Origin of the sequence: Streptomyces graminilatus, from assembly GCF_001418565.1 — a bacterium.
GTDB classification, from domain to species: domain Bacteria; phylum Actinomycetota; class Actinomycetes; order Streptomycetales; family Streptomycetaceae; genus Streptomyces; species Streptomyces graminilatus.
This window is the reverse complement of the sequence record NZ_LIQQ01000608.1, coordinates 1-14,926: the sequence shown is the minus strand read 5'-3', so window position 1 is coordinate 14,926 and position 14,926 is coordinate 1. Positions and strand designations below refer to the sequence as shown.

The 14,926-nt window shown below is 70.9% G+C and carries 10 protein-coding genes and 1 pseudogene; 9 read left to right on the top strand and 2 right to left on the bottom strand.

Translation table 11 applies throughout. The annotated features are described in order from the left end of the window. Nucleotides 1-698 (top strand): annotated as a pseudogene (locus AOK08_RS37975) (serine/threonine protein kinase); the annotation flags it as partial. Nucleotides 699-717: 19 nt separating this feature from the next. Here AOK08_RS37975 and AOK08_RS37970 read toward each other — a convergent pair. Continuing rightward, nucleotides 718-1,524 (bottom strand): SGNH/GDSL hydrolase family protein, encoded by an 807-nt coding sequence (locus AOK08_RS37970; RefSeq protein WP_055534588.1) that lies wholly within the window; start codon nucleotides 1,522-1,524, stop codon nucleotides 718-720. Nucleotides 1,525-1,874: 350 nt separating this feature from the next. On the opposite strand from AOK08_RS37970, the gene AOK08_RS37965 reads away from it, so the two are divergent. The 7 genes from AOK08_RS37965 to AOK08_RS37935 all read left to right on the top strand — a co-directional run bounded on the left by AOK08_RS37965 (nucleotide 1,875) and on the right by AOK08_RS37935 (nucleotide 11,915). Then, a complete protein-coding gene (locus AOK08_RS37965) occupies nucleotides 1,875-3,086 on the top strand; it encodes a S8 family peptidase (RefSeq protein ID WP_055534586.1) in 1,212 nt (403 codons plus the stop codon). A 224-nt stretch (nucleotides 3,087-3,310) separates the two neighbouring features. Next, on the top strand, nucleotides 3,311-3,778 hold the full coding sequence (locus AOK08_RS37960) for a hypothetical protein (RefSeq protein WP_055534584.1): 468 nt from the start codon (nucleotides 3,311-3,313) through the stop codon (nucleotides 3,776-3,778). Between the two features lie 73 nt (nucleotides 3,779-3,851). Continuing rightward, entirely contained in the window at nucleotides 3,852-4,979 is a 1,128-nt protein-coding gene (locus AOK08_RS37955; protein ID WP_422125810.1) for a GNAT family N-acetyltransferase, read from the top strand. A gap of 421 nt (nucleotides 4,980-5,400) precedes the next feature. After that, entirely contained in the window at nucleotides 5,401-6,240 is an 840-nt protein-coding gene (locus AOK08_RS37950) for a glycosyltransferase family 2 protein (protein WP_055534581.1), read from the top strand. Continuing rightward, nucleotides 6,237-7,247, top strand: coding sequence for a glycosyltransferase family 2 protein (locus tag AOK08_RS37945; protein WP_055534579.1), 1,011 nt, complete (start codon nucleotides 6,237-6,239; stop codon nucleotides 7,245-7,247). The genes AOK08_RS37950 and AOK08_RS37945 overlap by 4 nt, the downstream gene beginning before the upstream one ends. After that, nucleotides 7,244-8,050 (top strand): polysaccharide deacetylase family protein, encoded by an 807-nt coding sequence (locus tag AOK08_RS37940; RefSeq protein WP_198539513.1) that lies wholly within the window; start codon nucleotides 7,244-7,246, stop codon nucleotides 8,048-8,050. Before AOK08_RS37945 ends, AOK08_RS37940 begins: the two co-directional genes overlap by 4 nt. Next, a complete protein-coding gene (locus AOK08_RS37935; RefSeq protein WP_055534575.1) occupies nucleotides 8,043-11,915 on the top strand; it encodes a lipopolysaccharide biosynthesis protein in 3,873 nt (1,290 codons plus the stop codon). The genes AOK08_RS37940 and AOK08_RS37935 overlap by 8 nt, the downstream gene beginning before the upstream one ends. Nucleotides 11,916-12,022: 107 nt before the next feature. Here the strand turns inward: AOK08_RS37935 and AOK08_RS37930 are convergent, their stop codons facing one another. Further along, the gene (locus AOK08_RS37930) at nucleotides 12,023-13,450 is read right to left on the bottom strand and encodes a GH39 family glycosyl hydrolase (RefSeq protein ID WP_055534573.1); all 1,428 of its coding nucleotides are present in this window, start codon (nucleotides 13,448-13,450) and stop codon (nucleotides 12,023-12,025) included. A 182-nt stretch (nucleotides 13,451-13,632) separates the two neighbouring features. Here AOK08_RS37930 and AOK08_RS37925 point away from each other — a divergent pair, with 182 nt between their 5' ends. Then, on the top strand, nucleotides 13,633-14,727 hold the full coding sequence (locus AOK08_RS37925; RefSeq protein ID WP_055534571.1) for a DUF5925 domain-containing protein: 1,095 nt from the start codon (nucleotides 13,633-13,635) through the stop codon (nucleotides 14,725-14,727). The last annotated feature ends 199 nt before the right edge of the window (nucleotides 14,728-14,926 follow it).

Genomic DNA, 14,926 nt, shown 5'->3' with positions numbered 1-14,926 from the left:
AGATGTGTATAGGGGACCGCACCCGCCCGGTCCCTCGCCCGGCCGAGCCCCGGCGCAGTCGCCCCGCGGCCGTCGTGCTGGTCGCGGGCCTCGCCGCCGTCGCGCTGGCGGTGGCCGGACTGACGTACGCGCTGCTGAACCGCGACAACGGCGGTGACGACACCCATGCGGGTCCCAGCGCGAGCAGCGGTACGCAGCAGACCAAGGGGGCCACGGGTGGGGCCGGTTCGCCGAAGAAGAGCCCCAGCACCCCGGGCGGCGAGAAGACGACCTCCACGCCGGGCGGCGGGGGCGGCGGAAAGACCACGCAGCCGGCGCAGACGGTCGAGGTCCATGTAGTCGGTTCGGGCACCGACTACTCGGGGCCCTGTCCGCCGCCCGACGACGAGGCGCCCGGCTTCACGGCGACGTTCACCGTGGGCAGCGTGCCCGCGAAGGTCTCCTACCGCTGGGTGACACAGACGGGCAAGGCACCGGAGCAGGGCTGGCGGACGCTGTCGTTCCCGGCGGGCGGCGGGAAGACCCAGGAGAACAAGGTCTTCGTGACGACGTACGACGAGAGCGGGACGATCGAGAACGCGATCGGGGTGGAGGTCCGCGACCCGGTGAGCGTGAAGTCCAACACCGTGCCGTTCACGGTGACCTGCGAGACGGAGACCCCGACGGACGGGGCCTCCTCTCCCACCGCTTCGCCCTGACGGGGCGCCGTCCGGCCGGTCAGGCGGCGCCGGTGAACGTCGGCAGATAGCCGCCCGACTGGCCGGCGGCCGTGGGGTGGTACGACTCGCCGATGTTGAGCAGGCTGAGGCTGTGCAGCCACGAGCTGCTGGAGCAGATCTCGTGACCGGTGAAGGCCGGCCTGACGTCACCGAAGGTGAAGCCGTGGTCGGCGGCCCGCTTCGCGATCGCGCCGTTCAGGTAGTCGGACGCGGTGTTGATCGCGGACCGCTCGGTCTCGGAGAGCCCGATGCAGTTCTGGCCGAGCTGGTAGAAGCGCGGGTAGCCGAGGACGACCACATGGGCGGCGGGCGCCCGGGAGCTGATGGCGTTGTACACGGTGTCGAGCCGGCCGGGGAGGGTCGAGTCGACGTACGCCTTCGCGGTGTTGATGCGGGCGAGGCAGGAGCTCTCGGGCTCGAGCACACAGGTCTCCATGACGTCGGCGAAGCCCGCGTCGTTGCCGCCGACGCTGATCGAGACGAGGCCCGTGGAGGAGCCGAGCGGGGTCAGCTGGTTCGCCAGAACATCACCCGTAAGAGCGCCCGAGCAAGCCGTGAAACTAAAGCTTGAGGGTGAATGGGCGGCGGCCCAGAGGTACGGGTACGCCTTCGTGCTGCGCTTGCAGTCGCCGCTGGAGCCGATGTAGCCGCCGGCGCCGACTCCCGAGGAGTAGGAGTCGCCGAGGGCCACATAGCCGGTGGGGGCGGCGAGTTGGGACGCCTGCGCCGACGCGGCCCCGGTGAGGGCGAGGCCGGAGGCGAGGAGGAGCGAGATCATGTATGCCGTGATTCGGGAATGTCTCATGAAACCTCCATTAGCAGGATCTCTGCCACAACGTTCGTATCAACGCCGGGTGTTGGGCGGAAGTGTCCATGCCAAGGCTTTTACGCCCCTAAAGGCTCCCGAAGGCCCCTGAAGCCCACGAAGGTCCGGATCACCCGACACCCGCACCCGCATCCCGTTCGTTCGATTGCGTGCACATGACATGCATGTGACATGCCGTCCGCCCTCTTGAGCAACTCCCGTTCATGACCGAGCCTTTACCTCAGCCCGGGCGGAACGCGACGCTCCCGGCCGTGTCCGCGCCAGCGGGCACCCCCCACACACGCGCCCGCACGCAGGCGCGTGCTGCCTAAGAGGAGGACTCCCTCGTCATGGCACAACTGCGCAGCAAGAGGATCAGGACCGCCGCGACCACCGTCGTGGCCGCCGCCGCTCTCGTCGGCGGATTCACCGCGCTCCCCGCCCAGGCGGCCCCGGCACCCGCCGAGGGCAGGGTGCTGGCCGCCGGCTCCCCCACAGCCGTCAAGGACAGCTACATCGTCACGCTCAAGGCGGCCTCCGGCCTCAAGTCCGCGTCGGGCGCGGGCAGAAGCCTGATCGCCGAGTACGGCGGCACGGTGAACAGGACGTTCAGCACCGCGCTGAACGGCTACGCGGCGACCCTCTCCGCGACCGGGGCCCGCAGACTCGCGGCCGATCCGTCAGTGGCCTCGGTCGAGCAGAACCAGACCGTGCACGTCGACGCCACGCAGACCGGCGCCCCCTGGGGCCTGGACCGCATCGACCAGGCAGCCCTGCCGCTGTCCGGCACCTACACCTACCCGGACACGGCCGGGGCGGGCGTGACGGCGTACGTCATCGACACCGGCGTACGCATCACGCACACCCAGATCAGCGGCCGGGCCACCAACGGCTACGACGCGGTCGACAACGACAACGTCGCGCAGGACGGCCACGGCCACGGCACGCATGTGGCCACCACCATCGCGGGCTCCACCTACGGGGTCGCCAAGGCCGCGAAGATCGTGGCGGTCCGCGTGCTCAACAACTCCGGTTCCGGCTCCACGGCCGGCGTCGTCGCGGGCATCGACTGGGTGACCAGGAACCACCGCGGGCCCTCCGTCGCCAACATGTCGCTCGGCGGCGGCGCCTCCAACGCGATCGACACGGCCGTGGCCAACTCCATAGCCAGCGGCGTGACCTACGCGGTCGCGGCCGGCAACAACAACGCCAACGCCTCGTCCTACTCCCCCGCACGGGTCGCGTCGGCCATCACGGTCGGCGCCACCACCAGCACGGACGCCCGTGCCAGCTACTCCAACTACGGTTCGGTCCTGGACATCTTCGCCCCGGGCTCCTCGATCACGGCGGGCTGGAACACCAGCGACACCGCGACGAACACGATCTCGGGTACGTCGATGGCCACCCCGCATGTCGCGGGCGCCGCCGCCGTCTACCTCGCGGGCCACACCTCGGCCACCCCGGCCCAGGTCGCCGCCGCGCTCACGGCGGGCGCCACACCCGGTGTGGTCGGCGGACCGGGCAGCGGCTCACCGAACCGCCTGCTGAGGCTCGTCCCGTAACACCCGCCCTCGGCCGGCGGACAACCCGCCCGGCCTGAACGACGGTTCCCCGGAGGCAGCCGGCGCCTCCGGGGAACCCGTCCGTTCACCCCTTCGTTCCCCTCCGGGGAACGTCGTGTACGCATGCGGGCTATGTACGCGAGGGGGGTGCGCGTCTTGACTGTGTTGTCCCGCTGCGCGACATTGAAGCCCGGCATCCGGCGCGTCGGGGGGCATCGTCGCCCATGCAGACCATACGTATCGAGCCACCTCCGTCCGGCAGCGGACGCGGGGACGGTGAGCCGCCCGGACAGGGACCGGGAAGGGATCTGTTCCCCCTGCTCACCGGCGCGACCGTGGCCGTCGCGGCCATCGGCGCGGCCCTCGCGCTCACCGACACCGCCTCGCCGCTGCGCGGACCCCTGACCCTGTTCTTCCTCCTCGCCGCGCCCTCGCTCGCCGTGGGAGCCGCGCTGCGCGGACTGGAGCCGTTCGGCCGGACCGTGACGTCCGTGGCGGCGGCCGTGGCCCTCGATCTCCTGGTCGCCCAGGGCATGCTGGCGACGCACCGGTGGTCGGTCCGCGGTGGAGTCATGGCCGTGACCGCGATCAGCTCGCTGATCCTGCTGCTGGTTCTGGTCGGGTCCCTGGTCCGGGCGCAGGCTCCGGCACGGCGACGGGGCGCCCGCACAGCGAGAAGACGGACCTCCTGAGGTGGCAGGTGACGTTGCAGGTGACGTTGCTGGTGATGGGACAGGTGCCGGGGCAGGTAATGGGGCAGCCGACGTGGCCCGTGATCCGACACCGGAGGTGACCCTCACCGTGCACCGCCCCGGCGAACTGACCGCGGCGGACCGGGCCGCCTGGACGGCGTTGCAGGCCAAGGCCCATCTGCATGGCGCGCCCGAACTGGCGAACCCCTTCCTGTCCCCGGAGTTCACGCTCGCGGTCGGCCGTTGCAGACGCGGCGTACGCATCGCGGTGTTCCACGAGGGCGGGGAACCGGCCGCGTTCTTCCCCTTCCAGAGATCCGCCGCCGGCGTCGGCCGGGCGGTCGGGCTCGGTGTGTCCGACTGCCAGGGGCTGGTGCACCGCCCCGGATTCGACTGGGACGCCCGGGACCTGCTGCGGGCCTGCCGCCTCTCCGTGTGGGAGTTCGACCACCTGGTGGGAGGCCAGACGCCGTTCGAGGCCGGGGCCTCCGGCACCTTCCCGTCCCCGGTGATGGACGTCGAGCAGGGGTACGAGGCCTATCTGGCCGGACTCCGGGAGCGCTCCCCGAAGTTCACCCGCACCACGCTCGCCAAGGAGCGCAGACTCGGCCGGGACGCCGGCGAGGTCCGCTATGTGCACGACGAGCGCGATCCCGAGGCGCTGGCCGGGCTGATGGCCTGGAAGTCCGCCCAGTACCGCAGGACCGGCCGCAGCGACCGGTTCGCGCATCCCTGGATCACCGGGCTCGCCCAGCAGCTCTTCCACACCCGCTCCGACCCGTTCGCGGGCATCCTCTCGGTGCTCTACGCCGGCGGGAAGCCGGTCGCCGCCCACTTCGGGCTGCGCACGGAACGCGTACTGGCCTGCTGGTTCCCGGCGTACGACCCGGCGTACGCGAAGTACTCGCCCGGGCTGATCCTGCATCTGCGGATGGCGGAGGCGGCGGCCGCCGACGGTATCGCGTACCTGGACCTCGGCCGGGGACAGAAGGAGTACAAGGACTCCCTGAAGACACGCGAACTCACCGTGTCCGAGGGGTGGGTGACACGTCGTCACCCGGTGGCGGCCGGGCATCGCGCGCGGCGCGCTCCGGTCCGGGCGCTGCGCAATGTGGTGCTGTCGAGGCCCGAGTTCTTCGAGCCGGCGGACCGGGCGCTGAAACGGATGGGCAGGCTCCGCTCCAGAAATCGATCAAAGTAGCTGCGTAACGGTCAAACCAAACAAAAACGTGAGACCTGTTTCAGGTCTTGCCATAAGGTCGCAATCGTCAATACCGTCGTACATCTCACCCGCATCGGTACGTCGTCCTGTGACTCAGGGGAGGGCTCAGGGTCCACGACGACCGTCGGAGCGGGGCGCGGTAGGGGGGTGCCGTGCCCGGTGGACGTATGTCCGGCCGGGCCGTGCCGCGAAACCGGCCACCGGTCCTGGCCACCGATCCTGGCCACCGGTCCTGGTGTTCGGCCAGCTTTGCCAGCTCACCCGGCAGGTACGAAGACGGCCAGAGACAGATTCGGAGAGTCCATTCGACGTGCCGTAAGTGAGAACCCCCCTTTCGAACCGGACAACACACCGGGCCGCCCAGGGGCGGGCGGTCCACCGGACGAGAGGGACCAGACTCATGAGTTCCGTTCTGCGACCGGCGACACCGGGCCAGGAACCCGCGACCGCCGACCGGCAACCGGTCACGGCCGACACCTACCGGCCGATCTCCTCCCACCTGGCGATCACGCCACCGGTGAGTGTCGTGATCCCCGCGATGAACGAGGCGGAGAACCTGCCGTACGTCTTCAAGACGCTGCCCGACTGGATCCACGAAGTGGTCCTGGTCGACGGCAACTCCACCGACGACACCGTCGAGGTCGCCCGGGGCCTGTGGCCCGGCGTGAAGGTCGTCGGACAGCGGGGCAAGGGCAAGGGGGATGCCCTGATCACCGGGTTCGGTGCGTGCACCGGAGACATCATCGTGATGGTCGACGCGGACGGGTCGGCGGACGGCCACGAGATCGTGTCGTACGTCTCCGCGCTCGTCTCGGGCGCCGACTTCGCCAAGGGCTCGCGCTTCGCCAACGGCGGCGGCACCGACGACATGACGCCGGTCCGCAAGTTCGGCAACTGGGCGCTGTGCACAGTCGTCAACCGGAAGTTCGGCGCCCGCTACACCGACCTCTGCTACGGCTACAACGCCTTCTGGAAGCACTGCCTCGACAAGATCGACCTCGACTGCACGGGCTTCGAGATCGAGACCCTGATCAACATCAGGGTGGTGAAGGCGGGGCTCAGAGTGCAGGAGATCCCGAGCCACGAGTACCTCCGTATCCACGGCACGAGCAATCTGCGGGCCGTGCGCGACGGGCTGCGGGTACTTCGGGTGATTCTGCGGGAGCGCTCCAACCGGCGCGCCCTGCACGGCCGTTCGCACTCCCGTGTTCTCGGCACGAGCCAGGAGGAGACGTCGTGAACGAGCACGAGCCGGCCGTCTCGGTGGTCGTCTGCGTCTACACCGAGGACCGCTGGGAGGACATCCTCGCGGCGGTAGCCTCGGTGCGGGCCCAGTCACGGCCGGCCCTGGAGACACTTCTCGTCGTCGACCACAACCAGGCACTCCTGGAACGGCTGGCGAAGGAGTACAAGGAGACCGACGGGGTACGGGTGCTCGCCAACGCGGGCCCGCGCGGCCTGTCGGCCGGCCGCAACACCGGGATCGCCGCCTCGCACGGCGGGATCATCGCCTTCCTCGACGACGACGCCGTGGCCGAACGCGACTGGCTGCGCCACTTCGCCGAGGGGTACACGGACCCCCGGGTGATGGCCGTCGGCGGCCGTACGATGCCGGTCTGGGCGTCGGGCCGCCGACCTGTCTGGTTCCCCGAGGAGTTCGACTGGGTGGTGGGCTGCACGTATCGGGGGCTGCCCCGGGGGCGGGTCAGGGTCCGCAACGTGCTCGGCGGGAACGCCTCCTTCCGGCGTACGGCCTTCGACGCGGCCGGCGGTTTCGCCACCGGCATCGGACGGGACGGCGACAGGCGTCCGCTGGGCTGCGAGGAGACGGAACTGTGCATCCGGCTCACCCGGGCCAGGCCCGACGCGGTGCTCCTGATCGACGACCGCGCGGTGATCCACCACCGGGTGCCCGAGGCCCGCGAACACTTCGGGTACTTCCGCTCCCGCACCTACGCCGAGGGCCTGTCGAAGGCACTGGTCGCCCGAAGTGTCGGCGCGGGCAAGGGACTTGAGTCCGAACGCCGGTACGCCACCCGGGTGCTGCCCGCCGGGGTCGCGCGCGGTGTGCGCGACGCCCTGCTGGCCAGGCCGGGCGGCGCGGGCCGGGCGGGCGCGATCGCAGCCGGGGTGCTGACGGCGGCGGCCGGGTATGTCCTCGGGAGCCTGCGGGCACGCCGGGGCGGAACGACGTTCACGGTGGCGGAGATCGAGCGGAACACCGAAGGGGACGGGGGCAGGCGATGAGCGCAGCCGTGCCCGTCCTGATGTACCACTCGGTCACCCGGACGCCCGATCCCCGGACACACGCCCTCTCGGTGACGCCCGAGGCGTTCGCCGAGCAGATGACGCTGCTCGCGGACCGGGACTTCCGTCCGGTCACCACGGCCCAACTGGCCGCCTCCTGGCGCCCGTACGCGGGAGGCGCGGGCCTGCCGCCGCAGCCGGTGCTGATCACTTTCGACGACGGCTACGAGGGGGTGCACCGGCACGCGCTGCCGGTACTGGCCGAACTCGGCTTCTCCGCCTCGCTGTTCGTCTCCACGGGCTGGCTCCGGGGCGCGCACCGCTCCGGCGGCGCCCTCGACACGATGCTCGACTGGGACCAGGTGCGCGAACTCGCGGACGCCGGCGTCGAGATCGGCGGTCACAGTCACACCCACCCGGAGCTGGACCAGCTCGACGACGACGCGCTGCGCTTCGAGCTGACCCGCTGCCGGGACATCGTCGCGGACGAACTGGGCACCGTGCCCATGTCGTTCGCCTATCCCTACGGCTACTCCAGCCGCCGGGTGCGCACCGCCGTCCGCGAGGCGGGGTTCGCGCAGGCGCTCGCTGTCGGCAACGGTCTGGCGTGCCGGGCGCAGGGTCCGTACGCCCTGCGGCGCGTCACCGTGCGCCACAGCACGAGCGTCCGGGAGTTCGAGCGGCTGATCGAGGGCCGCGCGATCGTCCGGAACTTCGCCCGGGACCGTGCCCTCACCAAGGGGTACGCCATGGTCCGCAGGGCACGTCAGGTCCGCCGGAAGGCCATCGGTTCCCGTGTCTGACACGACGACCACTCCCACGACCGAGGCCGCCGGACAGCCCGGGGCCGCGACAACGAAGCACCGCCCCGGGCGGCGGCGACGGCTGTGGCTGCCCGGCCCGGACAGGGGCCGGGGCCAGGGCCAGGGCCAGGGCCAAGGGGGCCGCGGCAGCCCGCTGCTGCGCAACGCCTACGCGCTGATGCTCAACACCGGTATCTCCGCCGTGCTCGGGCTCGGTTTCTGGCTGGCCGCCGCCCGTTACTACTCCGAGTCGGCGGTCGGCCAGAGCTCCGCCGCCATCGCCGCGATGAAGCTCCTCGCCGGTCTCACGGCGGTGACGCTCACGGGCGCCCTTGCCCGCTTCATCCCGGTCGCCGGCCGCGCCACGGGACGGTTCATCTTCCGTACGTACGCGGGCAGTTCGGTGATCGTGGCGCTGGCAGGAGGCGTCTTCCTGCTCACGCTGAACAGTTGGGGGCCCTCGTACCGGTTCCTGCACGGGCCGGTGCCCGCGCTCGGGTTCGTCGGCGCCGTCGTCCTGTGGAACCTGCTCACGCTCCAGGACGGGGTGCTGACCGGGCTGCGCAGCGCGCCATGGGTGCCGGTCGGCAACACGGTGTTCTCGACGGTCAAACTGGCGCTGCTGGTGGCCTTCGCGGCGGCGATCCCGACCAGCGGGGTCTTCGTGTCGTGGGTCGCGGCGATCGCCGTGTCGGTACTCCCGCTGGGCTGGCTGGTGTTCCGGCGGCTGGTGCCCCGGCACGTGCGGGCGACCGAGGAGCACGCCAAGGCGAAGCCGCCGACGCCGAAGGAGATCGGCCGGTTCCTGGCGGGCGACTACACGGGCTCACTGTTCTCGTTGGCCGTGGTCTACCTGGTGCCGGTGATCGTCGCCTCGCAGGTCGGTTCCGCCGACAACGCGTACTTCTACATCACCGCCACCATCGGCGGCACGGTCAATCTGCTCGCCATCAACATGGGCGCCTCCCTGACCGTCGAGGGCTCCCACGATCCGGCCCGGCTGGCCGCCAACACCCGGGCCGCGCTCAGGCGTATGGCGCGGATCATGCTGCCGGTCGCCGGGGTGCTGTTCCTCGGCGCGCCCCGGATCCTGGGCGTCTTCGGGTCGGGCTACGCGGACGCGGCGACCCCGCTGCTGCGCTGGTTCGCGGTCGGCGCGGTGCTGCGGGTCGTCATGGAGACGTACTTCGCGGTGCTGCGCGCCCAGAGCCGTACCGCCGGACTCGCCTGGCTCCAGGGCCTGTTGTGCGTGCTGGTGCTCGGCCTGACGCTGCTGCTGCTCCCCCGGATGGGGCTGACCGGCGCGGGCGTCGCGGAGATCTCGTCCCTCACGGTGATCGTGGCGCTGGCCGCGCCCAGGCTGTACCGGACGGTCAGGGCGGCACCGGCCGACGCCGTCCCCGAGGGCCCGGCACCCGACGGTGACCTGGCCGACCTGGGAACACGCGACGTCATGGCGGCCAACTCCCGCAGGCGCGGCCGGAGTCGGTCCCTGGACACGGACACGCTCGCGCTCGGCGTCCGCCTCGACTTCGACCACCAGGAACGCCGCCCGGACGTCCGCCCGGGTCCGGGAACCCCGCCCACGGGGACACCGGCGCCGGGTGGGTACCACCGGCCGACCTGGGCCCTGAACCGGGAGGAGGGCCCGGAGTCCTCGGAACCGGGCTCCGTCCGGGCGGGCGTGAACTCCGCACCGGCGGGCGGCCGCGCGGGCTCCGCCCGGCCAGGCGTGGACACCGAACTCGTACACGCCGTGGAGGCAGCCCTCGTACGGGAGTCACGAATCCCGCACGCTCCAACCGCACCCCACCACCCGCCACCGCCTCCGCTCCCTTTGCGCGCACGACTGCTGCCCACCCGCACCGGAGTGTTCCTCGGCGGGCTGCTGATCGCCGCGCTCCTGCTCTACTGGGTGCCCGCGTCCCGCCTCGGTGAGGCCGACCTGGACCGGATGGGCGGGCTGGGGCTGGTCTCCGTGCTGCCGCTGCCGACGCTGATCGGGGCCGGACTGCTGGTCGTGGTGTTCGCGTCGCTGCTGTGGGGCAAGCGGGAACACCGGGCGCTGCTGGCGCTCACCCTCCTCGCGACCGTCGTGTCACTCCACGCCCTGCCCGCGGTGATCGAGGCCGAGCCACGGTTCGCGACGGCCTGGCAGCATCTCGGGTTCATCGACCACATCGACCGGACCGGGACCGCCGTACCGGACCTGGACGCGCGCTGGAGCTGGCCGGGTTTCTTCGCCGGGGCCGCGTTCGTGGCGAAGGCCTGCGGGGTCGGCGACCTCACCGAGGTGATCCGCTGGTGGCCGCTGACCATGCAACTCCTCTACCTGGCACCGCTGTTCCTGCTGACGCGATCACTGCGGGCGAGCTGGCGGGCCAGGTGGACCGGCGTGTGGATCTTCGTCCTGGGCGGCTGGGTGGGCCAGGACTACTTCTCCCCGCAGGGTTTCACCTACCTCCTCTACCTGGCCTTCGTGGCGATCCTGCTGGTGTGGTTCCGCGCCCCACGGGTGCTGTGGGCCAGGACGCGGCCGGGCGAGGCTGAGGTCGAGCCGACGGACCGCCGTCAACAGACGGTCCTGCTGGCCGTGTTGATCGTCCTGTTCGCGGCGACGGTCCCGGCCCACCAGTTGACGCCGTTCATGATGCTGGGCGTGCTGACGGTCCTGGTCCTGACTGGCAGGTCCGAACTGCGGGGCCTGCCCCTCCTGTTCGGCGTGATCGTCGCGGCCTGGATCGGTTTCATGGCCGAGCCGTACTGGTCGGGGCACTTCGACGAACTCTTCGGCGGGCTGGGCGGAGTGGGCGGCAATGTGTCGTCGAGCGTCTCCGGCCGTATCGAGGGCGGCAGTTCGGCCCACAAGCTGGTCCTCTACACGCGCGTCCTGCTGGCGGGCGGGGTCATGACTCTCGCCTGCTGCGGCTGGTTGCGCCGCCGAGGCCACAAGTACCGCGAACGCTCCCTGCTCGTCCTCGCCTTCGTCCCGTTCCTGGGCTTCGGCATGCAGTCGTACGGCGGCGAAATGGCCCTGCGCGTCTTCATGTTCGCCCTGCCCGGCGCATCCCTGCTCGCCGCGCTCGCGCTCTTCCCGCGCACAGGGGTGACGGTGAAGGAACGGGACAGGGACCGCATCGGCCCGGCACCCTTGGCCGCCCTGATGGCGGGCCTGATCCTCATGGGCGGCTTCCTGGTGGCCCGTTGGGGCAACGAGTCCTTCGAGCGCACCCGCCCCGGCGAGGTCGCCGCGATGAACTACGTCTACGCCCACGACAATCCGACGGTGCGGCTGCTGTGGCTGAGCAACGACCCCGTCGACAATGTGACTCCGGCGCTGCCGTGGGGCGCCAGGGACATGGAGAGGGTGCGGTACGAGCCGACGCTCGCACCAACCGACCCGGTACTGGTGTCGGGGCTGGTGAAGGCGCTCAAGGTCGCGGGCCCCGACTCGTATCTGATGGTCAACCGCGGCCAGGTCGTCTATCTCCGGCTGGACGTGGGCTACTCGGCCACCTGGGAGCAACGGCTGCTCCAGAATCTGGACGGACGGCGGGAGTTGAGGAGGGTGTTCGCCAACTCCGACGTCACGATGTACGCGCTGCGCCGGCAACCGGAGGGCAGGGTCGCGAAGCCCGATCCCGGCCCGATCGGCCCCCAGGTGACCTGGACACCCTGGTCGGTGGTGGGCGGCCTGGCGGCCGTGGCCCTGATCCTGCTGCTCACGACCCGCGAGGCGGTCCGGGTCGCGGTACGGCCAGGAGTGCGCCAACTCCACTGGCTGCAGAACAGCTTCTGGTTCTCACTACCTCTGCTGGCGGTGCTGCTGGCTTCGCTGGTTCAGCGGTTCCTGACGATGAGGTAGGACCCCTGACAGGGCGCGGGGCTGTGCTGAATTTGCGGCTACCGCCGCGGGGCGCGACCAGCCCCCACCGACCCGCGGCCAAAGAACCACGTATCCCGCGGAAACACTCATCTCCTCAGCCACTTCACCCCATACGCCCCCATACCGAACCGCTTCCCATCCACCCACGCGTCGATCGCCCGATCCAGAACATTGACGACGAGAACAGCCTTGTCATCGGCAAGCACCCGCACGTTGGCCCGGTCATCGGGCGCCACCGCAACGCCCTCGTACTCCGTACCCGGAGGAAAGGCCGCACCGAAGCGGGACACGAGGTCGAACATCGGAAGTGCCGCTCCCCCGCCCCCACTTGAGGTGGGAGTCCACAGACAACCCGCGCAACCGGCCCCCGCCTCGTCCTCGGGGTTCCAGTAGAAGCCGGAGGAGGCGCCCCCCTTGGCCATCGCGATGAGCCCGGCGGCCTGGACGGCCTCGCGGCGGGTCTCGGACCAGCCCGCCCGGTCGTCGTTGCCGTCGGCGGGCTCGACGTAGTACTCGGCCCACCACAGCGGCAGCCCGCGCGTCCGTGCGCGCACCCAGTTGCCGACGGCGGTGAACTTGTCGGTCGCGGCGAACTCGTCGGGCAGCAGTTCGTCGTCCTTGGTGTAGCTGGAGCCGTCCACGACGACGAAGTCGGCGCCCGCCTTGTGCGCGTTCCAGTAGTCGAAGGCGTCGAGGACACGCTGGTCCAGGGCACCCCAGGGCCCTTTGACGGTCGTGGAGGCGTCCGGTTTCTGCCGTGGGTCGAGGCTGTCCATGACGAGGTACGGCCCGCCCACCATGATGTCCGGGCCGACCTCCTTCAGCGCCTTGTAGACCAGGTTGTACAGCTCGGTGTACCCCTCGTAGTCCCAGCGCGCCTCGGTGTTGTTCCAGAAGCCCTTGAACTCGTTCCACACGATGAAGTGGCGTACGTCGGGATAGCGCCTGGCGACGGTCGCGGCGAGCGCGGCGAAGTCCTTGTAGTGCGCGCGCTCCGGGGCGGTCTCCAGCGCGGACCGGCTCCAGTCGGTTCTGTCGGAGCCGGACCTGCCGCCCTTCATCCAGTCCGGCGCGCAGCACAGGGTGACCACGGGGGTGGCGCCGGAGGCGCGCATGAAGTCGATACGGCGGTCCATCTCCGCGAAGTCGTAACGCCCCTTGACGGGCTCGGGGTTGCCGGCCCCCCAGCCCATGATGTGCTGGTTCTGCGGCAGCCCGGGGTGCCTCGACAGGAGCCCCTCGACCCGCTCGACGGCGGTCCCGCTGCCCTCGTCGGCGCTGAACTGGGTGTGTGTGAAGCCCCATCCGACGTCCGGTCCCCGGGAGGCGGAGGAGGAGGCGGGCGGTGTGCCGTGCACCTTGTCGCCGTCGCGGGAGGTTCCGGCGGTGCTGCCACCGTTCGACGGCGGCGTGTTGAGCAGGGTCAGAATCAGGGCCAGCACGGCGGCCCCCACACCTAGCAGGGCGGTGAGCTGCCACCACCGAGCCCCCGAATTCCACCCTTGACATCCCATCAGGGACACCGTAACGGCGGCCCACGGCCGGAGGGCAGCCCTCCGCGGCAGACCTCCGCGACGCACGGGCCGCAGACACCCCACTGGGAGACACGTGCCGATACTTGCTGATACTTGACGATACTTGGCGCGCACTGCGGAAACCGGGTGCACTGGGCGGCCGGGTGCCGGATCATGGCGGCATGTCTGCGAACCCGTACGACGCGCTGCCGATCCGGCTCAACGTCGATGACAGCGACTCCCCGTCCGACGTCGTCGACGCGCTGTTCCTCGGCCGCTTCGCGACGGGTGAGCAGCCGTACTCCCACGCGGCGAACATCGACCGCGTACGGTCCGGGGCGACCCTCCTCCCGCCGGGCGCCCGAGTCCTGCGCGTCGCCCGCGACGACGACCGCAGCGCCACCCTGGCGGAGGGCGACGGCTGGACCGTCCTGGTGTCCCGCTGGAACCGGGGCGCCGACGTCACGGTGACGGCGACCACCCCCGAGCTGGCCACGAAGGTCCTCGACCAGGCGACGGACGGTGCGGCGGACGAGCCCGAACCCCAGCCGGAGAACGTGACGATGGGCTTCTGGTACGTGTCGCCGCGCCGGGGCCCGCACCGCACGACCCGCCAGATCTCGGCGGGCACATGGGACGAGGTACGGGCCAACTACACCGCGCCGGTGGCGGACGCGATGGACGGCCTGATGAGGACGACACCGGAGGACATCGCGGGCCGGCTGCTGCTGCTCCACGGCCCGCCGGGCACCGGCAAGACGTCCGCGCTGCGCACCCTGGCCCGTTCCTGGCGGGACTGGTGCCAGGTGGACTGCGTCCTGGACCCCGAGCGGCTGTTCTCCGACGTCGGCTATCTGATGGACATCGCGATCGGCGAGGAGGACGGCACGGGCAAGGGCCGCTGGCGTCTGCTCCTGCTGGAGGACTGCGACGAACTGATCAGGGGCGAGGCGAAGCACACGGCGGGCCAGGCCCTGTCCCGCCTCCTGAACCTGACGGACGGTCTGCTCGGCCAGGGCCGCAACGTCCTGGTGGGCGTCACCACCAACGAGGACCTGGAACGCCTCCACCCGGCCGTCGTCCGCCCCGGCCGCTGCCTGGCCCGCATCGAGGTGGGCCCCCTGACCCGCCAGGAGGCGACCACCTGGCTGGGCACGGAACAGGGAATCCCCCGAGAGGGCGCAACCCTGGCCGAGCTGTACGCCCTACGCAGAGGCACAACCCCCACAACGGTCCCGGACCAACGAGAGGACGCGGACGCGGGCCTGTACCTGTGATCACCGGGGCGCCCAGGGCGCGGGGAACGGCGGTTCCTTGGCTTTCAGGGGCGCGGGGACGGCGGTTCCTCGGCCTTCTGGGGCGCAGGAGACCGCAGGCTTTTAAGGGGCGCGGGGAGCTGCGGTTCCTTGGCCTTCAGGGCGCGGGAAACCGCAGGCTTTTAGGGGCGCGGGGAACTGCGCGACAAGCCCCCACCGG

Coding starts and splice junctions, on each gene's coding strand:
- AOK08_RS37970 (WP_055534588.1), bottom strand. CDS start 1,524: ATGAGACATTCCCGAATCACGGCATACATGATCTCGCTCCTCCTCGCC.
- AOK08_RS37965 (WP_055534586.1), top strand. CDS start 1,875: ATGGCACAACTGCGCAGCAAGAGGATCAGGACCGCCGCGACCACCGTC.
- AOK08_RS37960 (WP_055534584.1), top strand. CDS start 3,311: ATGCAGACCATACGTATCGAGCCACCTCCGTCCGGCAGCGGACGCGGG.
- AOK08_RS37950 (WP_055534581.1), top strand. CDS start 5,401: ATGAGTTCCGTTCTGCGACCGGCGACACCGGGCCAGGAACCCGCGACC.
- AOK08_RS37940 (WP_198539513.1), top strand. CDS start 7,244: ATGAGCGCAGCCGTGCCCGTCCTGATGTACCACTCGGTCACCCGGACG.
- AOK08_RS37930 (WP_055534573.1), bottom strand. CDS start 13,450: ATGGGATGTCAAGGGTGGAATTCGGGGGCTCGGTGGTGGCAGCTCACC.
- AOK08_RS37925 (WP_055534571.1), top strand. CDS start 13,633: ATGTCTGCGAACCCGTACGACGCGCTGCCGATCCGGCTCAACGTCGAT.